Here is a 21,502-nt window from a genome sequence, read left to right on the forward strand (position 1 = left end):
CGTGCCGTCCGTCAGCACGTTGCCGCTCACGATGCCGCCCTCGACAACGCTGTTGGTGTCGGCATGTGCCGTCGGAATGTCGTCGATAATTTTCACGGAGAGCGTGGCGTTGGCGCTCTGCAGATCCTGGTCGGTCAGCGTGACGGTGAAGTTCTCGAAGAGGTTGTTGGTGCCCTGGATGGGGTCATGCCCCTCGTTGTCGAGCAGTGTGTAGGTGTAGCTCACCTCACCGGTGGCGGCATTGTAGCCTGTCACCGTCAGCGTGTTGCCGAGCGTCGTCGTGAACGAGCCGCCCGTGAACACGCCATCGGTGATGAAGGCGTTGCCGTCGATCGCCAGCGAGTGGATGCCGTCGGGCGAGGAGACGGTGAAGGTGCCGGCGCCGGCCTCGGCCGTGCTTGCCGGATCGGACCCAGGCCCGCCCGGCGTGCCGATATTCAACGCCGCCTCGTTGACGACGACGTCGCCGCCGGTGGCCTCCGGCGTCAGGTCGGTGATCACAGGCGTCGAGTTGCCGATCGAAATCGTCAGCGTGGTATGCGAGGTGTCGCCGTCCCCATCCTTGATCGTGTAGGTGAACACGTCGTTGACGCCGCCGGGCGTGCCGGCAGCGCGCACATAGCTGTAGGAGCCGTCCGCCAGCAGTGTCAGCGTGCCGTAGCTGCCCTGGATCGGCGCGTTCAGCGTGGCCGCATTGTCGACATCGGTATTGGTGTTGCCGGCCTGCACGCCAACCACAGTCGCGCCATCGGCGCCCTTGGTGTCGGCAACGCCGTCCGTCGCGTTGGCGTCGCCGGCATCGGTTCCGCCAGCCAGTACATTGCCTGTCGCCGGGCCGAACTGGCCGGCCGCGATGCTGTCGGTGTCGGCGTGCGCCGTTGGCACATCGTCGACGATGGCGACGGCGAAGGTGGTGCTGGCAGTATCGCCGTCGACATCCGTGACAGTGATGGTGAAATTCTCAGGAACCGTGTCGGTGCTAGGATCATAGCCGGGTGTCTGATCCGTATGGGAAACCGATTCGGTCACCGTATAATTGTATTCGATGGCACCGGTGCTCGGATTGAAGGAGACGATCGTCAGGTAACCGTACTGCCCTGGGATGTGCTGATCGACGCCGGTGACGGTGACACCGTTGATGACGATCGAGCCAATTCCATCCGGCGCGTCGATGCTGATCGTTCCAGTGCTGGACGTTTCTTTGTCGGTCGGCGCTTCGCTACCCGGAGTTTGCGCCCCACCGCCATCGAGGCCAGTTTCACTAGCCGCTTCGGTCGGGGCAAGCAGTGACGTGGCCGTCACTGAAACCTGCCTGTCGACGATCGAGGGAAACAGCTCGCGCCGCTCCAGAAGCCCGAACTGCAGAGCCGTCGGGGGCAACAGGGCCGACAGGTCGAACCCGTCGCCGATGCCGCCGGGGGGAACCGAGAAATCTCCGCCTGCGCTTGAATTCGAACCGCCCGGGCCGGCCGACATGGAGCCGTCGGCGCCGAAGGCGACATCGACATGGCTGGCTTCGAGTGCCGCCAGCAAAGCAACGCGCGGCACCTCGACGTCGCCGATGATGAAGGTCGGCACGTTCAGGGCGCCATCCTTGACCACGATTACCGAGCCGTCGGCCTGTTCGAGCAGAAGGTTTTGGCCATCGACCTTGATGTTGTCGATGGAGGCGTTGGCGGGAAGCCTCACCACATGGCTGGCGTCGGCTACGTATTCGTGCGGCGCAGCTGCCGGCGGTGCCTTTGCTTCCGCGGGGGCTTCTGGCTTGACAGGCGCTCCGCCGCCGACATCGACCGGCACCGGTTCGGACGCTGCCGGCGCGGGCTGCGTCGAATTTGCCTGTGCGACCCGGATCTCCGCCGGCGACGCCTGATCGGCGTGTTCATTGGACGCGGAATGCTCGTTCAAGGAAGCCGAAAAACTGTCCAACTCGATATTGTTCGTCATGGCTGAAACCCCTCCGATATTTACCGGATAGAGACAGCGGCCACTTCTACTTTGCAACTGCCCCCTAATCTATTTCATATATTATGATATGCATTGCCCGGCATTTTTTACACGTGGTAAACCGCAACAATATAACCTGATATATGTTGGTTTCTGGAGGTCTGGTTGACGGATGACTAGTCGGCATCTTTTTGGTGAACCAAAGTATAAATTTGAATAAAATTTTAGACAAACTGGATAAAGACAGTTGCTGGATATTTATCCACCTTCCTTTCCAATAATTTGAGACAAGATTGGTAGCGTCCACAGTCAAAGGTGGGCGTTATGAAAAAGCAAAAAACAGTTCCGGGAAAAACCCGGCTCCAGATGCTCCTGCTGGCAATCGGGCTTGTCGGCCTGGCGGGGCCGTCATTCGCGAGCGATATCGCCGCATCCGGCTGGCCTCAGGAGAAGGTCCAGACGCCGCCCTGTCTCGGCGGTGTTTCGCTGGCGAGGCCCCAGCCCAGGCAGCCTGCGGGCGCTTACCGGATCGGTCAGGTCATCAGCAGCTATGGCCCGGCAGATGCTGACCGCGGGGATGGCTCGTCAACGGCGCGAGATGACGCCGGGATAGATCCGGTGCAGACCGCGTCGATCATTCCGGGGGTCTTCGGATCGGTTGCCTTGTCCATGCGCAATTTTCCCGTCGCGGCGCGCTGGGCGCCCGTGTACCGGGCAATCACCGCTTGTTCGGCGGGCAGCCCCTGCGAGCGCAAGAGCACAGCTTTTGCCGGCATGGTCGCCGCCGCTCAAGGCAAGGGATTCAGCGAGAAGCTGTCCTTCGTCAACAGCAGCGTAAATCGCCTGATCGCCTACAGGAAAGATAGCGTCGTCTACGGCAAGCTCGACTATTGGGCGAAGCCTTCGGAGATTCTCGAGCGGCGAGCCGGCGATTGCGAGGATTTCGCCATTCTCAAGATGACGGCCCTGCTGAGGGCCGGCATCCCGACGCAGAGCATGGCGCTTGTCGTCCTCCAGGATCGCAAGCGAGGCTTCTTTCACGCAGTGCTGTCGGTGAGCACAGGCAGCGGCACCTTCATTCTCGACAGCCTCAGCAACACTGTGGTGCGTGACAGCGATCTCCCGGATTATGTTCCGCTTTATTCGTTCAGCACGGACCGGGCCTGGATCCACGGTTCAAGACCGGGCGGAGCCCAGATGGCTGACATCAAAGGCGGTTTCGCAACCGTCGCACCTGGCGAAGGTTTTCAGCCATAAGTTCTCGTTGGATTGGTGGTGATTCAACCGCCGAAGACGAACGCCATCAGCAGCTCTGGCTCGAGCACCGGAGCCCGCACCGCATTCAATTGCCCCCGGTAACGACGGTCACCCGCACCGATGACAAAGCCGGTGGCCACCGGCGATTCGCCATTGGCATCGAGCCGCGCGAAGATGTCGGCTACGTTGAGGTCCAATGCCAGCTTGAGATCGTGCCGTGCGTCATCGCTTGGGGCTATCGGCAATTGACGTTTGACCAGTTGCTGGAACGGCGCGTTGAACGACAGGATCTTCTTCGACGATGCCAGGGCAAAGGCCGGGGACGGGCAAGCGACGAGTATGGCGTTGATGGTGTTGATCGATGCAAGCCTTCGCAAGGTCAGGTTTTCATCCGCCAATCCACGCATGCAGGCCACCCGGATCGCGGATGTCAAATTGCCTGTCTGTGCCTGGCTTTCGGCGATCTCGTCGATGAGCATGCCGATCGTGCATTTCCTGCGTTCGGCCATCTGCTTCAGCGACAACCAGAATGCCCGCTCCAAGCGGATGCCGCGTCTTATGCCGCCACGCGCCACGACCCGAAATTCAAGCCCGAAATCCTCGGCCGCGACTGGCGGAAGCAGTCGCTCGCCATCAGGATGAGGGCTGGCGCTACCGCTCACTCATCGCCTCCTCGCGCGCCTTGTTGATCGGCTTCAGGAGGTAGTGCAGGATCGTCTTGCGCCCGGTCTTGATGTCGACCGAGCAGATCATGCCGGGAATGATCGAATAGGCCTTGCCGTCTCTTTGAAGGGTCGATTTGTCCGTCGCCACGCGCACCTGATAGTAGGGTTCCCCCGTTTTCTGATCGACCAGGCTGTCGGCTGTGATGTTGGAGACCTTGCCCTCGATGCCGCCGAAGATCGAGAAATCATAGGCGGTGACCTTGATAAGGGCCTCCTGGTCGGGACGGATGAACGCGACATCCCGTGGCGAGACCCGTGCCTCCACCAGCAACGTCTCGGAGGTCGGCACGATGCCGGCGACGACGGCGCCAGGCTGGACGAAAGCGCCGACCGTGTTGAGCTCCAGCGTGTTGACGATGCCATCCACGGGAGACCGGATGTCGGTGCGCGCGACCTTGTCGGTGGCCCCCCTTATGGTTTCATCCACTACCGAAAGTTCCGCCAGCGCCTGGGTAAGGTCGTCCAACGCCTCCTGCTGCAGTTGCAAGCCGAGTTCCTCGACCTGCAGCTGGGCTTCCGTGATCGACGATTTGATCTTCTTTATTGTTTCGCCGGCCAGGTTCAGCTGGCCGTTGAGCTCGGTCTGTTCGCGCTCTACCCGGAGCTGCTCGGTCCTTGCCATCAGGCCTTTCTTGACCATCGCGTCGACCAGTTTTGCCTCCTGGTCGCTGACGACCAGGTTCTTGGTCAGACGGTCGGAATTGGCCACCGCCTCGGCCAGTTCCCTCTCGCGCTGATCGAGGCGTGACTTGAGCACGGACAGCTTGTTGTCGAAGTTCCCGCGCCGGGCAATGAGCAGCTTCTGTTCATTGTCGCAAATCTGCGGAGCGACCGACTGAATGTCCGGCGGGCACGGAAATGGGCCTGAGAGATTGCCGGCCTGTTCGTATTTCAGCCTTGCTATGCGCACTTCCAGCGCGCGCGCCTTGGCCTGCTGCTCGCCAAGGCTGGATGTGTTGAGCGTGTTGTCCAGGCGGATGATGAGATCGTTCTTCTTGACGATCTGGCCAATCGTGACTGCGATTTCCTGAACGACGCCGGCCTCGCTCGCCTGAATGATCTGGGTCTTGGAAGCGGGTATGACCTTGCCATCGCCGCGTGCGATCTCATCGACCTCGGCAAAGGACGCCCAAGCGACAAAAACGACGAAGAGCGCTCCGATGATGAATATGGACGCCGACGCAAACAGCGGCGGTCGATCTTCCCTGGCAAGCATTTCCCACGCCCCAACGCATTGGATGCAGCAATAATTGTTTTGTCAGGCGCTTGTTTTCTGCAACGCCTGTATGACTTGGTCCTTCGGTCCGTCGGCAACGATCTTGCCCCGTTCGATAACGATCAGGCGGTCGGCCAGCTCAAGCATGCTGAACCGATGTGTGGAGACGATCAGCGTCGTGTCGCGGTCGAAAGCGACTTTGAGCTGCTTGATCAACTGGCGTTCCGAGGCAAGATCCATCGAGCCCGACGGCTCATCCAGAAAGACGATTTTCGGTTTGGTCAAAAGCAGGCGTGCGATCGCCACGGTCTGCCTCTGGCCGCCGGAAAGATTGGTGCCGCGCTCGCCGACATTCATGTCGTAGCCGCGCGGGTGGCGTGAAACGAAATCGTCGACGCCGGCCGCCTTTGCAGCTTCGATGATCTGTTCGTCTGTAGCCTCGGGGCATGCCATCAGGAGGTTTTCCTTGATGGTGCCCGAGAACAGGTCGCCGGCCTGCGCAACGATGCCGACCGCGGCGCGAACCTCGGACGGGTGATACTGGCGAATGTCGATCCCATCCAGCAGCAACTCACCGGAAGTCGGCAGGAAGAGCCGGCCGATCAGCCGCCCCATCGTCGTCTTTCCCGATCCTATGCGGCCGATGATGCCGATCCGCTCCCCTGGCTTCACCGAGAAATTCAGGCCGGTCAGAACCTCGTTCTCCGAGCCGGGATAGACGAACCCGACGTTCCTGAACACCATCGCCCCCTTGCGAATGGGGCGGTTGACGAAACCCACCGTGTCAGGTCGGTCTTCCGGTTGAGCCATGATCGAATTCACCATTCTCAGCGAGAGCATGGCCTGGCGAAACCGGGACAACGTTATGGCGATCTGGCCGAGCGGCGCCACGGCCCTGCTCGCCAGCATCACCGTTCCTATGATTGCTCCTGTCGAAACATGCCCTTCCGAGAAGGCATAGGCGCCGGCCACGACCAGGGCGACGGTCACCAGCTGTTGTATGGACTGGGTGATGTTGCCCGCCGCCGCCGAAAGCTGCTTGATCTTCTCGGACGTGTTGGCGGCGTTCTTGGAGTGCTCCCCCCATTTTCGCAGCAGATACGCCTCGGCGCGCAGCGACTTGATCGTCTCCAGCGTCGAGATGGATTCGACCAGCAGTGCCTGGCGCTGCGATGCTTCGTTCATCGAGGCGGCGACGCGCTTGCCGATGCGGCGCTGGGTGACCAGGCCGACGATGACGGACATCACGAAGGCCAGCGCCGGTATGATCACCAGCCAGCCGCCAATTGCATAGATCACAAGGAGAAAGACGAAGACGAATGCCGTGTCGATGAACACGCTTATGGTGTTGGAGGTGAAGAACTCCCTGACGAATTCATATTGCGTGACCCTGTTTGCGTATTCACCGGTCGAACCGGGGCGCGCCGACAGCGACGAGTTCAGCACTTTCTCGAACAGCAGATAGGATATTCGGAGATCCGCCTTGCGCCCGGCATAGTCGATGAGGGAAGCCCTGGCCGTCTTCAAAAGCAGGTCGAACAGGATGACCGCACCGATGCCGAGAGCCAGCACCCACAGTGTCGATATTGCCTTGTTCGGCAGGATCCTGTCGTAGACGTTCATGGTGAAGATCGGCGAGGCTATGGCCAGCAGATTGATGAACACCGCCGCCAGGACGACTTTCGAATAGGTGCGCCAGAAAGCGCCCATCGTCCCCGTGAGCCAATGTCTCCGCTCGATCCTGGCCGCCGAGCCGACCGACATGGTCTCGGCGGCATTGGCGTAGGTGATCGAGAAGGAAGCGCCGCCGCTGATGTAGCTGGCGGCCAGTTCCGATCGGCCGATCGCGGTGCGGCCGTCTTCCTGGGGCGCGGTGATATACGCATCGTCTTCGCCTAGAGCGAGCAGGGCAACGGGCAATTGGCTGACGCGAAAGACGATTGCGGGCAGATCGATACGCCCCCTGAGAAAATCCCGGTGGTTGAACTCGGTGACTTCCAGGCCGATGCGTTCGGCAAGGTGCCTGATGTCGTCGACCGCAATTCGCGTGTCCGAGAGCGGCACGCCGGCAAACAGCACGGTCTCCGCGCTCGGCCTGCCGAGATATCCGGCAACGGCTGAGAAACAGGCCTTGAACGCCTCCTTGGGGGAGAGGATGTTGGGTTGCTGGTTCACGATCTGCCCGTCAGGACGCTCGCTGGACCTTGCGTCGTCTTATTTCTTCCTCACCGGAGCGAGGATGTCGAAAGGCAGGTCGCTCTTCTGCTCCGACGGCGTCCGCGCATAGGTCTCGGTGTCCGCGGTTTCCGGTGCTGCGAACTCGGTGCGTGCATAGGCTGTCGCCTGCTTTGCCGGCTGAAGGTTCATCGTTTTCAGCAACTGTCCGGTCGCGGCCAGAAGCCGGTACTGGGCAAACAGCGATGCGTAGGACGCGGTATCCGCCAGCGTTGCCGTGTTGAACCGCGTATTCTGCGCGTCGAGCACGTCGAGCAGCGAGCGCTGTCCAACCTTGAACTGCTCGCGATAGGAAGCGACCAGCTTCTCATTGGCGGCGGCTTGCTGCCTCAGGGTCTTCGCCAGATCGGCTTGCCGGAAACGGCGATCCCATGACGTGCGAACGGCTTCCTCGATTTCGCGCTGCACCTGATGCAGCGCCAGGCGCTGTTCGCTGGTGCGGCGGATCTGCTCCTGCTCGTTGGCCTTGTCGATACCACCGCGGTAGAGATTCCACCGCAGGACCACGCGCGCCTGCAGGTCGCTGGTGTCGCCATCGTCGCCGTCAATGTCAGTTCCCGCCCGGGCGCGACCTTCAGCGATGATAGAGGGGCCGAATTTAGCCCGTGCGGCATCCACGAGGGAGGCCGCCGCGTCGATGTCGCTGTTGGCCATGTGCACGCGCGGATTGCTTTCGCGCGCCAACCCTATTGCCTCGTCAAGCGAGCGCGGGAGCGCGGCCGAGACATCGCCCGGCCTCGAAGGGCTGGTCAGTGGCTTTCCGACGGTCTTGAAGAAGCGGATCTTGGCCGCTTCCAGTTCCTCGGTCGCCTCCTGCATGCGCGCCTTGGCGGCAAACAGCCGTTCCTCGGCCTGCTGCCGGTCGGCCTCGTTCAGCGCGCCGCCCGAGATGCCTTGCCGGATGTCGCCGAGAATTCCCTGATGGAAGCCGAGATTTTTCTTCGCTTCGACAACGATCGAAGCCTGCAGCATGTACTCCAGATAGTCCTGGACAACGGACAGCCCGATGAATTCGGACCGTTCCAGCACCCGGAACGAAGCGCCGTCGACGCGCGATGCCTGACGGTTCAATTCGGCCCGCCTTGCGCCGCTGTCATAAAGCGTCTGCGAAACGGTAAGATCCGTTTCAGCCGGATAGAGCGCGTCGTCTTCGATGGAAAGGGAGCGCCGGGATGAATTGTCGAGCCGGCGAACGCCAGCCGATGCCTCGACATCGACACTGGGAAGATAAAGGCCCTTGGCCTGCCGCAACTCGAACTCGATTGCTTCGCGATTTTCGATCGCCTGTCCAATCTCGGGATTGGATTCCACCGCGACAGCCATCGCCTCCTTGAGCGTAAGCGCCTGAGCACTCCCGCAGCTCAGCATGGTGGCCGCCATCAAAAGACCAAGGCGCCTGCCTATGGTCGACATGTTTGTCGTATTCATCAATCCCACCCTAAAGTTTCCCCAGCGTCCTTTTCAGAGCGCTAACCAAGCCAAGGCCTGCCCGTCGGTGGATTATTCACAAATTCACGAAATATGTGAGCGATTATTGATTTAGAGGTCGCTAAATAGCCTTTTTGGGCAACAAGGCTGCGAGATGTAGCAAAAATAGCACATAACGTCGGCTCGCTACGGTTGTATCCGGACGACGCACTCTGCGGGATAACCCAAAAAACGGCAGGTCAGTGGGCCGATATGACCTGAATCATGCCATGTGGGTATGGCGGCTGTTGATGACCCAACCTGAAGTTGAGCCATTTTCAGGTACGCCCTCTCGGCAGCCGCGTCCCAAAATACTCCGTCGCGGCGGCCGGCGTGCGCGTCATGTCGCTGATTGCGGCCAAAAGCTGGGTCAGCGCGCACCCTAATTTGCGCTCAACGCCACCATGCGGTCGAGCGCCGCGGTCAGGCCGCGAAGCGAGACCGGGAAGCTCAGCGGGGTCTCGGCGTCCGTCGTCACATTGAGCTTCAGCACCGAGCCTCCCCTCAGCTTTCCAAGCGTCGGCCGATCGACGGTAAAGACGGAGACGCAACCCGTTGGCAGGCAGGTCCTGAAGCGCTGCGGGGACAGTGGCGGTTGATCGTCGATCTGCAGCGTCACGCCCGGGTCGAGCAGGATGCCGAAGGGCAGAAGCAAGGTAGCCGTCGTCGAGCCGTCCGGGCGTGCCGCGATCTCAACGGCAAGAAGCCTCTGCCCGTTCTGCTGGACCTGGTCTTGCGCGAGCGAGCACACTCTCGCCTTCTCGCGAACCGAACAGGTCACACTCCAGTCCTGATAGACTTCACGCAGCGATGAGGGTCCATCCGGGACAGCCGCCACCTGTTGCTGGGCAGACACCGGCGACATCAACGAGAATAGAATTGCCCCACATGCGGAGACGGCCTTCGGGCCAGGCTTCATGTGCAGACCCACTCGCGGATCTTGCATTTCTCTCCCGTCGCCTCGCAGGCCTGCAAAGCGAGATCCTCCGCTTCGCGACGGGTCTCGGCCGAGTTCACGCCCCAGGGCGTGAAACGGTTCTCCACCTTGTCTGCCACGGCGAGTGCACCGCAATGCTTGTAGGGAAAGCCGGTCTCGTCGTCATCATTCCAATGGCGATGGTTGCGGAAGACGGTGACGACGTTGCAGGCCTTTCCGCCCGCGTTCTCGCAATATTTCTGTGCGATGTCCTTCGCTTCCTGCCGCTTGTCGGCGCCCCAGAAGAAGCCGTATTTGCTATCGGCCTGCGAATAGGCAATGGCCGCCCAGATGCCTTTTTCCTCCTGTTGCGGCTCCGGTGGGGCCACAAGGTCGGCCGAGACGACTTGTCCGCTCCACAACAGGGTCAAACCCAAAACTGCCAAAGCCTGCAATCTCATGGTCGGCATCCTTTCCTTAACCTCAATCGCTTCGCGTCCTACTTCGCCGCCGAAGCGAGGGAGATCACCACACAGCTTTTGCCCGTCGGCAGGAGAAGCGCTTCACCGGCATTGCCGCCGAGTTCGTAGACCTCGACTTGCCCGAGATGGTCGGTAATCTTGCTGCCCTGCGGCAGGATGGATGCGATGTCGGCGCACGGGCTGGCGAATGGCGCCACCCGCACCATCGCCCCTTCGCAACCCGTGGCGGTGGGCGATGCGAAGACGATGCCGGCGGCCGGTCCGCTATAGCGTTCCGACGCATAATCCATGCCGACAAAGGCCTGAATGGCGTGCTTGTCGGCGGCCTGGTCGTTCCACAGGGATTTGACGCTGTATTTCGTGCCGTTCGTCAGAATCTGTCCGAGCGCCGGATAGACGGTCGAGCAGGCCTGCACACCGGCCTGCTTGACATGCTCGAGGAAGGGCGTGTCCGGAAGCATGGGGGCCGCCGCAGTTTCTGCGGGTGCGGCCGTCGCGCCGCCGACCAGATTGGCGATGGCGGCATAGTTCCCTGCGGCGAAGCCAAGGCCCGCCACGACCAATCCCAGAAGTGAATATCCGGCCACGCGTGGCCAGCGCCGCCTTGGGGACTCGGCCCGCCTCTGCCGATCCGCCTCGACGGTCGCAGTGCGTTTCGCGGACGTGAACTGGTCCTGCTGGCTCATGGTGATGCCCCGGTTATTTGAGTGGTGAAAGGGCCTCTGACAGCCCCTTGAGCGTTGCGGTCACGGTGGTCGTCTGACCGTCGACCGTCGGATAGGAGATCGCCGGTGTCGCATTCTGCGATATCTGTCGGCGCATGACGGGGCCTACCGGCAACATGCCGACGCAGACCATTTCGTTGCAGCCGTTCAGGTGCACGTCGATCGGCTGCTTCTGTCCATCGAACCTCAGCGACACCAGGCCATCGCTCCTGGCGTTCGGAGCGGTGCGCAGGATCATGTACGGCTTGCCGTCCTGGGTGGCGGCAAGCGACCAGCTGAAAGCCATCTTGCCTGATGCGTCCTCGATGATCTGCGAGACGTTGCAGACCTTCTTGCGAGCCTTGAGGTTCTCGTCGCAGATCAGCGTCCAGTTATCGAATGGGCGGATGGTGCGCTGATAGTCTCCGAGCTTCACCTCGGGCGGCACCACTACGTCCGATGGCTTGATCCTGTAGGTCGACGCGGCCTGCCCGGCGGCCGGCACGAGGCCGCCGCAGAGCGCCAGGCAGGTCAGGGCAACAAGTCCTTTCATTCCTGCCTCAGTTCAAGGTGAAGCTGATGCCGGCGCCGACACCGACATGCCCACCCGCGGCCGTGCCCGACAGATTGCCCCGGATGCGGCCGTCCTCGCTGGTGTAGCCAGCGCCGAAGGCGAACGCGCCTGCGTCCCGCCACAAGCCGCCACCCGCCGCGACGCTCAGCTTTCCGGGCCGGTCGTCATAGCGCAGCGAGGCGGCCGCAAGGCCTATTGCGGCCGCCTGCCGCGCCTCGTCGCGGATGCCGCTGATGTCCGAATTGAGCTGGCTGAGCTTCTGGTCGGTATAGTCGTTGGCCTGCTGCAAGGTCGTCACCGCCACCTTGTCGGTGTAGTCGTTGGACGTATCGATAGCGTAGGCCACGCGGTTGTCCGTATAGCTCTTGCCCGCGGTCAGGCCCTGGTTCATCTGGTCGACGTTGACCGCATCGGTCCCTTTGACGCCGGGCCCGACATTGGAGATGACGACGGGCGCGTTGACGTCGCCGCCCTGCAACGTGATGGTGTTCGTCTTGTTGCCGCCCTGCGTGTCATAGGTCACCGCGTTCTGGGTAAGGTTTCCGACGCCGGCTTTCAGATCCTCGATCGCCGTGTTGGTGGCGTAGAGCTGCGAGCCGTTGATCGCATCGGTGCTGCCGGCATCGACGCGGCCGGCGGCGACATTGGTGATCGTCCGCTCGGCGCCGGCGTCGCCGACGCTGACGGTTCCGGTCGGCGTCGTCCCGGCATAAGTGTAGGTCTTGCCGTTGATGACGGTGCTGGAGGTCCCGACGGCGGTCTGTGTCACCGAACCGGAACCGAGCGCCACATCGTTGGCGTTGTTGGCCTTGGCGCCTTGGCCGAGCGCGACGGCGCCCTGCCCGGTGGCCGTCGAGCCATGTCCCGCAGCCAGGCTGTCGGTGCCGCTCGCCACACTCTCCGGCCCGATCGCCACGGCGTTGGTGCCGCCGGCGATGCTGTCGGCCAGCGTCGAGTTGGCGTGGAAATATTTGATGCCGCCGCCATTGCTGATGCTGGTCAGCGCATTGTCGACGGCCGTGAAGCCGTCATAGACGGTGGAATAGTTGTTGCCCTGGATGGTGTAGGTCGGGCCGGTGATGGAGCCGTCGGGATTGACGGTCGTGCCGCCGCCGAACAGGTTGCTGACGTTTTGCGTCACGCCGCGCAATTGCGAGACGTTGACGCCGTCGGTATCGGCCGAGCCCGCCGCGACGTTGGTGAGCTTGCGTTCGGCCCCGGCGGCGCCGATCGACACCTCGCCGACCGAGGTCTGCGAACCGGCGAGCGCAAAGGCCGTGTAGCCGGCCTGCGCGCCGACGCTGGTGATGGACTGCGCGCCGAGCGCAACGCTGTTGATGAAGGTGCTCTGGGCGCCGGCGCCGAGCGCCACCGACTGGATGCCGGACGCCAGCGAATTGGTGCCGAGCGCCAGGCCGTCGGCCAGCATCACGTGGGCGCCTTGGCCGATCGCTGTGCCGCCGGGTGCATCCTGCTCGACAGTGGCGCCATTGCCGATGCCGATGCCGTTGTCGCCGTTGACGACCGTCGTCGGGCCGACCGCGACCGATTCCGCGCCGACCGCCAGCGAGTCGCCCGCCGCCGAATTGGCATGGAAGTATTTCGTCGACGTCACCGAGACGGAGGCGATGGCGCCCTGCAGCTGCCGAAGCGTTACCGCATCCTGAGATTGCGTGCCGTCGGCCACATTGGTGATCTGCCGATACGAGGTAGCGTCGCCGACCGAAACGGCGCCGAGCAGCGTCTTGTCGGTCGTGTTGTACTGGATGAAGTTGGCTGGGCCGGCGGGCAGTTGCCCGGTAAGCGGAGCGATCGCGCGATCGGAGACCGAACCCGAGCCAAGCGCCACGCCGCCGTCGATGCTGACATTGCTGTCGCGGCCGAGCGCCAGTGCGCTGACGCCGGTGGCGGTCGCCTGGTAGCCGACGGCGGTGGAGCCGACGCCTTGTGCGAAGGAATCGGTTTGCGCCAAGCCTGCCTCGTTGGTGCGGGCGTAGCGGATGCCCACACCATTGGCGTCGGTATAGGCGGTCGACGTGTCGCCGGCGATGTTGTTGATCGTCTTGCCGAGATCGGTCACGCCACTGCCGATATTGGCGATATCGGTCGTATTCTGCGTGACCTGCTGGTTGGTGGCGAAGAGCTGCGAACCGTTGACCGCATCGGTCGAACCGCCGTTCAACTGCCCGGCCGCGACATTCTGGATCTGGCGTTCGGCGCCCGCCGAGCCGACCGAGAAGGCACCGGCCGGGGTAGCGCCGGCGAAGGTATAGTTGACGCCGCCGATCGTTGTGCCACCCACGGCGGTCGTTGCGCCCGACGCCGAATTCAGGCCGATCGCCACGTCGCCGGCATTGTTTGCCACCGCATTGGGCCCGACCGCCACGGAATCCGCTCCAAGAGCCTGCGAATCCGCCAGGGTCGAGTTGGCATGGAAATACTTGATGCCGCCGCCGACATTGATGTTGCTGAGCGTGACGCCAATGGCGTCGACGGCCTGGTTGGTGGCGAAGAGCTGAGAGCCGTTGATCGCATCGGTCGAGAGCGCGCTGACGCGCCCCGCCGCCAGGTTGGTGAGCGTGCGTTCCGCACCGACCGCGCCGATGCTGACCGTCGAGAGCGGGTTGGTGCCCTGGAAGGCGTAGGTCGTGCCGTTGACCACCCCACTGGCCGTGCCGACGGCCGTGGTGGTCACCGAGCCGGAGCCGAGCGCCACGTCGCCGGAGCTCGCCGCCGCCGTCGCGCCATTGCCGAGCGCGACATTGCCCGCGAGGCCTGCCGCGCCCGCCGTGGAACCGTTGCCCAGCGCCACCGAGCCCTGCCCGATGGCCTTGTTGCTATTGCCGATGGCAACCGCGCCATTGGCCATATTGGCAGCCGTGGCGGTCGCCGTGCCGTCGCTGTTGGCGATGTTGTTGGCGCCGCCGGTGAAGGCGCCGGTGCCGCTGGCGAAGCTCGGATCGCCTATGGCGACCGCGCCGTCGCCGTAGGCAACATTGTCGGCACCGATTGCCACTGCCTTGCCGCCGCTTGCGTACGCGCTGGTGCCGATGGCGATCGCGTCGGCGGTGTCCGCCCCGGCGGCGGTGCCGATGGCGATCGCATTGACGTCGAGTGTCACCGCGCCCGCTCCGATTGCGGTCGAGCTCGCCGCTGCCGCGAAGGACGTCGTGCCGATGGCGACGGAATCGTCGCCTTGGGCAGTGGACGAACGGCCACCGGCGAACGCACGGGCACCGGTGGCCTTGGATGTGGAGCCAAGCGAAGTGGCGTACGCTCCGCTGGCCGTGGCGCCCAATCCCAGCGCACTGGCATTTGCGGCGGTCGCCGCGGCGTTGTTACCCACAGCCGTGGTGGAGACGTCCATGGCCTGGGCTCCAGAGCCCGCCGCGACCGAGCCTACTCCGCTCGATACGGCCGAATTGCCCAGGGCCAGCGCGAATTGGCCCGAAGCCGTGGCGACGTTGCCGAACGCTGCCGAGTTTATCGCCGATGCATTTGCCTGAGGACCAACGGCTGCGGCATTGGTGCCGGCGGCCTGGGCCTGGAAGCCCACGGCTGCCGAACTGGCGCCGCCGGCCGACGTACCTATGCCGAGCGCGGTGCTGCCGACGCCGCCGGCGTTGGCACTGACGCCGGCTGCGAGAGAATTGTCTCCTATCGCATTTGCACCCGTCCCGAATGAGGAGGCGTTTATGCCGCTGGCAGCGGACGCGTTGCCGACCGCGGTGCTGGCAGAGCCGCTCGCAATCGAGGTCGCGCCCATCGCTATGGCGGACGTTCCCGTTGCCTTGCTCCCGCGCCCGATCGCAGTGGAGTCAACCTGGGACGCCGTCACATCCGTACCGATGGCGATGGCACTCTGGGCCAGCGCTCCGGTTCCGGCGCCAGTACGCGAACCGAGATAGACGGCGTTTATCGCGGTTGCGGTCGACTGGAAGCCGACAGCGATGGCATTCTGGCTGTTTGCAATGGTGTTGGTGCCTTGGGCAACGGTGTCCAGTCCCGACGAGACCGCCTGGCTCCCGATCGCAATGGCGCGCGTCCCGGTGGCTTGGGACCCCCAGCCTCCGGCGAACGACGTGGCGCCGCTGGCCAGGGAGCTGACGCCGACGGCGGTGGAGTTGCCACCCGAAGCAACGGAGAAAGTGCCGAGCGCGCTGGCGCCGGCGTTGGTGGCACTGGCGTTGACGCCGATCGCTACCGTATTGACATTATTTGAGATCGTGCCGGAGCCCAGCGCTATCGCGCCGCCGGGACCTGTGGCCGACGCAGTCCGGCCGATGGCGATCGAGTATTGCGCCGACGAAACGGACTGGAAGCCGAGCGCTATGGCCCAGGCGTTGCTGGCGGTAGAGCCATTTCCGATCGCCACGGCCTCGCCGGCGGTTGCTGACCCGCCGCCGGCCTGATATTGTGCCTGCGCGGGCGTGGCGAGGCCGAGCGCGGCGATCGCCGCCAGGCCACCGATGATGCTGGCCGGGCTGACGGATGAGGCCAGCGCCGAACGTACACTGCCACCAGCGCCCAATGTTCCCAGACCCATATTCTTGCGGCCGAGGCCCAGCACACGGTGCGCCATGCGCAGCACCGCCATCAAGCGGCGGCGCGTCGAGCGTGAGCCATGATCGGCGACCGAGATCCAGTGCCCGGCGAAATGCGCCGCGCGACGCTGAACAAGAAGCGAGCCGTTCGAAATCTGATTGTCGGTCATGGTCCCTCTCCGCTGGCCGGCACGAAATGTCTGACAATTCCGTTCCACCGCAGGAAGACATGATTCCTGCCTACGGTATTTCACGAAATTGCTGCCTTGTGAGAAAAGAGCGCAGCAAATCCACAGAGGTTAACGGCTTGTTACCTTAGCCAATGCTTTAAAACCAAGAAACCAAGCAATGAAATAAGCGTCGCCTCACCTAACCTTGGCGTTAAGCTTCCCCATCCGTGCCTGCAACGGCGTCCTCTGCCGGTATTTCTTCATCACGGTGGTAAAATGGCTCTGACTTGAAAACCCGCTGGAGTGGGCGATGTCGGCGATCGTCATGCGGCTGTCCGCAAGCAGTCTTTCAGCGAAATCCAGCCGCAGGTCGAGGACGTACTGGTGCGGCGGCATTCCGAACGTCATCGAGAAAGCCCGCACAAAATGATAGGGGGAAAGCCCGCAAACCGCGGCCATATCAGCCAGCGCCAGCTTGCGCGTAAAGTTCTCGTCCAGGAATTGCTGCACGCGGCGCGCGGCGCGGACGGAAAGCCCGCCTTTCGCGTTGAGCGTCGGCTGTCGCGAGTTGGTTCCGGAAACCGGTCCGGGGAAACCATCATCGCCCGGCATTTTTCGGCCTCCCGATACGTCCCAGATGAGGTTCAACCCAAGGCTTCCTTCCATGTTCCCCTGAAAAACAATTCGTGATTGATCGAAGCTGACCGGCATCGCCACTCATCGGATCGTTCCGGCCGGACGGCGAACAATGCGCGGACTGCATGACATTCCAGAGGACTCCTGCGGAGCTTGGGGCAGATTTGCAGCGGGACGTATTTTGAAAAACTCAGCAAGCCTTGTAGAAAATTCCGGTCTTGCGTCGCGGGCGAGCAGGCGTTGCCATTTTGCCATGGCCGGGCCCTCAGTTCTTGAGGGAAGCATGCCCGGCCCCGGTCGGCGTTCTCACAGGCAGATGGCTCCGATCCGAAGAACCGGCGAGACAGGCGACTTCGGCAATCGGCAACTCACCGCAATGCGGCGGCACGCCGAACGTTGCTATGATATGGTTGGATGAAACCCCTGCGAAGGATGCCAATTCGGCGATGACTTTTCGCACGACGTTTTCGTCGAGATATTCCCGCACGCGCCGCGCCACGTATTCCGTGATCTTGTCGCTGCCGGGCGAGGCTCTCATTCCGCGTGCGGGCCTCAGCACAATTCCGGTGGAATGCTTCTTGGCCAGGAATTTCTGCGGGACGGGATCGCGGACGGAGTATATGACACTCCTCCGCGTGGTGGCCCTCCTGGGACCTGCGCTTTCAGGAATTATGTCCAGGACATATCGAGCTGTCCGTTCTCGATTGACGCCCCGGGAATCGCCGCTGTCCCGAGCATCGTCCGTATTTTTCATGCCTGGCCTCTGCCGCTTTGTCCGCTGCCTGAAATCCCCCTTAGCCCGACCCGGACCCAGCGTAACGCACATGCCGCGGATAGTGAACAACATCCGTACGCAAAGAAAAAATTTTGTTCGGGATAAGAGGAACCAGTCACAAGGGAGGGACTGGAACATTTTTCGACACCTTCGCCGGCGCATTGGCTGACGGAGCATCAACGAAAAACCCGCCTGCGCGGCGGGTCACTGGCGCAAATCAGCACCATGGGCGAATATGTACTATAGCTGAGGTCACCGAGTCAAGAAAAAATTCCTATCGTGAAAAGCTGCGTGCGCAAAAGTTGCCAACTGCCGCGAGGCCTCTGGTTGACCTGAATTCGGGGCCCTGCTTCAGGGGACAGTTTGGCCATTTCGGCGGCCATTCAACAATGTAGAGCTACCGGATTTGCCGCCGGTCATTGCAGATCGTCGCGACGATTCTCATACAAATCCCATGTAAGTTCCACAAAACCCAGAAGAACGTCTTCCTCGCTCCACCCGGCAGCGACGGCTGCCTGAACGATCTCACGGACGAGAGGCAGCAATTGGCGTTGGCATTCTGCCGACGTGTCGGCAGCTGCGTCATCGCCAGGAGGTCCATCGAAGTTGAATTTCATCATTCGGCGCCCCCCTCGCCGTCAATCAAAGTGTTTATATCACTAAAATCATTCCTCCTGATATACAATAGAGGTGGTACCAAAGCATAAGAGGCTTCGGAGGGCCCGGGCAGAACAGGACGATGCCAGGCTCTATGCTTCCCTTGGGTCAGGTTTGTCCTTCTGAACAGGATCTATCGGGGTGCTTCAACCCATCGATCTCTGCGGCTGGTCGAACTCTTCAGCCAGGGCCGCATGCCACCATCCGGCGAATGCGCGGCACGAGCGGCTGCATTGCCTTCTGCAACCGCTCGCTGGATAGTCTCGGCATGTTGGAGACCCTGGCGACTCACTGGCCGCAAATTCTGGCGATCATCTCCGTGGTGATGGCGACGGTCGGCATCGTCCATGCCGTCATGACCAAGGAAGATGTCCGCGCCGCCACCGGCTGGGTCGGCGTGATGGTGCTGTCCCCCATCCTTGGCGTGCTGATCTATGCCATCGCCGGCATCAACCGCATCCGCCGCGCCACGATCACCGCCCAGCGCCCGTTTGCCGACGGCGCGGTGTCCGCCAAGCACGAGCGCAACGTCGCTGTCGAAGAGGCCCTGATCGTCGAGCGCTACGGGCAACGGTTCACGGGCTTGCGGACACTGGGCGACAGGGTGGCGCGCCGCACGCTCAATCCTGGAAACGCAATCGATGTGCTGGAGACCGGCGACGAGGCCTATGCCGCCATGTGCGCGGCGATCGATGGTGCCGAGCGCAGCGTCCTGCTCGAGACCTATATTTTCGACAATGACGCCGTCGGCCTGCTCTTCGTCCAGGCGCTGGCCGGCGCCGTCCAGCGCGGCGTCACCGTCCGCGTGCTGATCGATGCCGTCGGCGCCCGCTACTCGGTGCCGAGCATCCTTGGGCATTTGCGCGAGGCCAACGTCCCCGCCGATGTCTTCAACGGCAACATCGTCATGGGCCTGCGCCTGCCCTACGCCAATCTGAGGACCCACCGGAAGATCCTGGTGGTCGACGGCATCGCCGCCTTCACCGGGGGCATGAACATCCGAAAAGGCTTCTCAGCCGAATTCGCCGGCTCCAACAGCGCCAGGGACACACATTTCCGGGTGACCGGTCCGATCGTCGCCGACCTCTTTTCGGTCGCCGCCGAGGACTGGCGCTTCGCCACCAACGAGGCGCTGAAGGGGGACACCTGGCGCCTTGCCCCGCTGTCGCCATCGCCAGGCGCACCGATGATGGTGCGGGCAGTCGCTTCCGGCCCCGATGCCAGCAACGAGACCAACCACAAGCTGCTGATCGGTGCATTCTCGGTCGCCCGCAAGTCTATACGCGTGATGTCGCCCTATTTCCTGCCGGATCGGGAACTGATCAGCGCGCTGATCACCGCCGGCAGGCGCGGGGTCGAAATCGACATCGTGGTGCCGGCGGTGAACAATCTTTTCCTCGTCGACCGCGCGATGATGGCGCAGTTCGATCAGGTGCTCAAACACTATTGCCGTGTCTGGCGAACCGAGGGACCGTTCGACCATTCGAAGCTGCTTTCGATCGACGGCGTGTGGGCCTATGTCGGATCTTCCAATCTTGATGCCCGATCGCTGCGGCTGAATTTCGAGATCGACCTGGAGGTGCTCGATGCCGGCTTTGCCAGCGAGATCGAGACGCGGATCGGGTCGGCGATTGCCTCCGCCGTGCCGGTGACGCTGGAAGCCTTGCGAGCCCGGCCGTTTCTTATCAGGCTGTTCGACCGGGTATTATGGCTCGGTTCACCCTATCTCTAAGGCGGAGGTGCGCTTGAGGAACTCGTCTGTCATGGAACATACGCCGAAATTGCCTATTTTCACTGTATCCGGCTTCTGAATTGAAACCAGCGAGGACGAGCAGCACAGAGATGCACAGAATTGGACGCAGCCTCCCGGCAAGCATGCTTCTGTCCCTTCGTGACCGCCGGATGCAGAAGGCTAACGCCGCAGCACTCAAGACGACAGCCACCACCGGCACGCTGGTTGCCTCCTACAATGTCCACAAATGCATCGGCGTCGACAGGAAATTCGACCCGGAGCGGATCATCCGCGTCATCCGCGAAATCGATCCGGATGTCATTGCGCTGCAGGAAGCCGACAATCGCTTCGGCGACCGTGTCGGGCTTCTCGACCTGCCCCGGCTCGAGCGGGAAACCGGCCTGATTCCGGTGCCGATTTCGGCCACCGGCAAGGGCCATGGCTGGCATGGCAACGTCCTGCTGTTCAAGAAGGGCGTCGTTCGCGACGTGCACCAGATCAAGCTTCCGGGACTGGAGCCGCGCGGCGCGGTGGTGGCGGAGATCGACCTCGATGGAAGCCGGACGCTGCGCATCATCGCCGCCCATCTTGGCCTGCTGCGCCGCTCGCGCTCCCAGCAGGCGCGCGTCGTGCTCGACCTGATGAACAGCCCGGACGAAAGACCGACCTTGCTGCTCGGCGACCTCAACGAATGGCGGCTCGGCAACCGCTCCGCTCTCAACACGCTGCATGCGACGTTCGGCCCGCAGCCGCCGGCGGTCCCCACCTTCCCGTCGAACCTGCCGCTGCTGGCGCTCGACCGGATCATGGCCAACAGGCACGGCATGATTGCCGCCATCAACGCGCATGACACGCCGCTTTCGCGCGTTGCCTCCGACCACCTGCCGCTTACGGCCTTCGTGCGCCTGGAGAGGGTGGACGATAACGCCTTGATGTCTTCCGCGTCGCAAAGCGTGTAAAATTAGGCGGAACGCCCGGTTCTTCCGCGAGTTAACATGTCTTGAACACGCAGGAGGACGAGATGAAAAAGCTGATTCTGGCTTCCCTGTTGGCATTGGCCGCGACAGCGGCGATCACTGCGCCGACGCAAGCGGCAAGCGTGACCATCCAGTCCGACGACGGCGACCGATATTTGTCGGATGACGATTCCGATAGTGGGATCGTTATTCGCCGTCATCACCGCGATCGCTATTATGACAATCAGTATGATGGCGACCAGAATGTTCAGTATGACAATGGCGAATACCGGTACGGCGAATATCGCCGCCATCACCGGCATCATCGCTGCCATATCGAACTGGTCAAGCATTGGCGCCATCACCACAGGGTGGTCGAAGAGGTCCGCGTCTGCGGCTGATCCCGATCGGAGCAACCGGCCGGCGAAAGCCGGCCGGTTTCATCGTGCATGATCGGCTGACGAAGTAGCGCTGATGTGAGAGGTGATAATTGACCGCGTCAAATCGTG

At 62.5% G+C, this 21,502-nt stretch carries 17 protein-coding genes; 4 read left to right on the plus strand and 13 right to left on the minus strand.

Features of this window, described 5'->3' with window-relative positions; translation table 11 throughout:
- The coding region (locus NKI69_RS23275) for an Ig-like domain-containing protein (protein ID WP_352722591.1) at positions 1 to 1,947 on the minus strand (1,947 nt) is incomplete at its 3' end.
- 366 nt (positions 1,948 to 2,313) lie between these two features.
- Between NKI69_RS23275 and NKI69_RS23280 the strand changes: the two genes are divergently transcribed.
- Positions 2,314 to 3,204 carry a transglutaminase-like cysteine peptidase gene (locus NKI69_RS23280; RefSeq protein ID WP_502895290.1) on the plus strand — a complete coding sequence of 297 codons (891 nt, stop codon included), beginning with the start codon at positions 2,314 to 2,316 and terminating at the stop codon, positions 3,202 to 3,204.
- A gap of 23 nt (positions 3,205 to 3,227) precedes the next feature.
- On the opposite strand, the gene NKI69_RS23285 is transcribed toward NKI69_RS23280, so the two are convergent.
- From NKI69_RS23285 to NKI69_RS23340, 12 genes are all read right to left on the minus strand, one after another.
- Complete coding sequence (locus NKI69_RS23285; RefSeq protein WP_128304952.1) at positions 3,228 to 3,866, minus strand: ribbon-helix-helix domain-containing protein; 639 nt, start codon at positions 3,864 to 3,866, stop codon at positions 3,228 to 3,230.
- Complete coding sequence (locus NKI69_RS23290) at positions 3,856 to 5,145, minus strand: HlyD family type I secretion periplasmic adaptor subunit (RefSeq protein ID WP_352441934.1); 1,290 nt, start codon at positions 5,143 to 5,145, stop codon at positions 3,856 to 3,858. Before NKI69_RS23290 ends, NKI69_RS23285 begins: the two co-directional genes overlap by 11 nt.
- Positions 5,146 to 5,187: 42 nt before the next feature.
- Positions 5,188 to 7,320, minus strand: coding sequence for a type I secretion system permease/ATPase (locus NKI69_RS23295; RefSeq protein WP_023809953.1), 2,133 nt, complete (start codon positions 7,318 to 7,320; stop codon positions 5,188 to 5,190).
- Between the two features lie 39 nt (positions 7,321 to 7,359).
- Positions 7,360 to 8,808 carry a TolC family protein gene (locus NKI69_RS23300; RefSeq protein ID WP_352722592.1) on the minus strand — a complete coding sequence of 483 codons (1,449 nt, stop codon included), beginning with the start codon at positions 8,806 to 8,808 and terminating at the stop codon, positions 7,360 to 7,362.
- Between the two features lie 421 nt (positions 8,809 to 9,229).
- On the minus strand, positions 9,230 to 9,793 hold the full coding sequence (locus tag NKI69_RS23305) for an invasion associated locus B family protein (protein ID WP_196815310.1): 564 nt from the start codon (positions 9,791 to 9,793) through the stop codon (positions 9,230 to 9,232).
- Positions 9,763 to 10,224 (minus strand): DUF4189 domain-containing protein, encoded by a 462-nt coding sequence (locus NKI69_RS23310; protein WP_127290328.1) that lies wholly within the window; start codon positions 10,222 to 10,224, stop codon positions 9,763 to 9,765. Before NKI69_RS23310 ends, NKI69_RS23305 begins: the two co-directional genes overlap by 31 nt.
- Positions 10,225 to 10,262: 38 nt before the next feature.
- Positions 10,263 to 10,931, minus strand: a complete 669-nt coding sequence (locus NKI69_RS23315) for a hypothetical protein (RefSeq protein WP_352722593.1) — start codon at positions 10,929 to 10,931, stop codon at positions 10,263 to 10,265.
- Between the two features lie 13 nt (positions 10,932 to 10,944).
- A complete protein-coding gene (locus NKI69_RS23320; RefSeq protein WP_352722594.1) occupies positions 10,945 to 11,502 on the minus strand; it encodes an invasion associated locus B family protein in 558 nt (185 codons plus the stop codon).
- A 7-nt stretch (positions 11,503 to 11,509) separates the two neighbouring features.
- A complete protein-coding gene (locus NKI69_RS23325) occupies positions 11,510 to 15,898 on the minus strand; it encodes a YadA-like family protein (RefSeq protein WP_502900190.1) in 4,389 nt (1,462 codons plus the stop codon).
- Between the two features lie 534 nt (positions 15,899 to 16,432).
- Positions 16,433 to 16,948 (minus strand): helix-turn-helix domain-containing protein, encoded by a 516-nt coding sequence (locus tag NKI69_RS23330; RefSeq protein WP_352722596.1) that lies wholly within the window; start codon positions 16,946 to 16,948, stop codon positions 16,433 to 16,435.
- Between the two features lie 190 nt (positions 16,949 to 17,138).
- Positions 17,139 to 17,627 (minus strand): hypothetical protein, encoded by a 489-nt coding sequence (locus tag NKI69_RS23335; protein WP_352722597.1) that lies wholly within the window; start codon positions 17,625 to 17,627, stop codon positions 17,139 to 17,141.
- Between the two features lie 437 nt (positions 17,628 to 18,064).
- The gene (locus tag NKI69_RS23340; protein WP_164779989.1) at positions 18,065 to 18,268 is read right to left on the minus strand and encodes a hypothetical protein; all 204 of its coding nucleotides are present in this window, start codon (positions 18,266 to 18,268) and stop codon (positions 18,065 to 18,067) included.
- A 305-nt stretch (positions 18,269 to 18,573) separates the two neighbouring features.
- On the opposite strand from NKI69_RS23340, the gene NKI69_RS23345 reads away from it, so the two are divergent.
- From NKI69_RS23345 to NKI69_RS23355, 3 genes are all read left to right on the plus strand, one after another.
- On the plus strand, positions 18,574 to 20,037 hold the full coding sequence (locus tag NKI69_RS23345) for a phospholipase D-like domain-containing protein (protein ID WP_352722598.1): 1,464 nt from the start codon (positions 18,574 to 18,576) through the stop codon (positions 20,035 to 20,037).
- Between the two features lie 110 nt (positions 20,038 to 20,147).
- Complete coding sequence (locus tag NKI69_RS23350) at positions 20,148 to 20,996, plus strand: endonuclease/exonuclease/phosphatase family protein (protein WP_352722599.1); 849 nt, start codon at positions 20,148 to 20,150, stop codon at positions 20,994 to 20,996.
- A 62-nt stretch (positions 20,997 to 21,058) separates the two neighbouring features.
- Positions 21,059 to 21,394, plus strand: a complete 336-nt coding sequence (locus tag NKI69_RS23355) for a hypothetical protein (protein WP_127290342.1) — start codon at positions 21,059 to 21,061, stop codon at positions 21,392 to 21,394.
- Positions 21,395 to 21,502: the final 108 nt, after the last annotated feature.

The sequence above is a fragment of the Mesorhizobium sp. M0491 genome (assembly GCF_040321265.1).
Classification (GTDB): domain Bacteria; phylum Pseudomonadota; class Alphaproteobacteria; order Rhizobiales; family Rhizobiaceae; genus Mesorhizobium.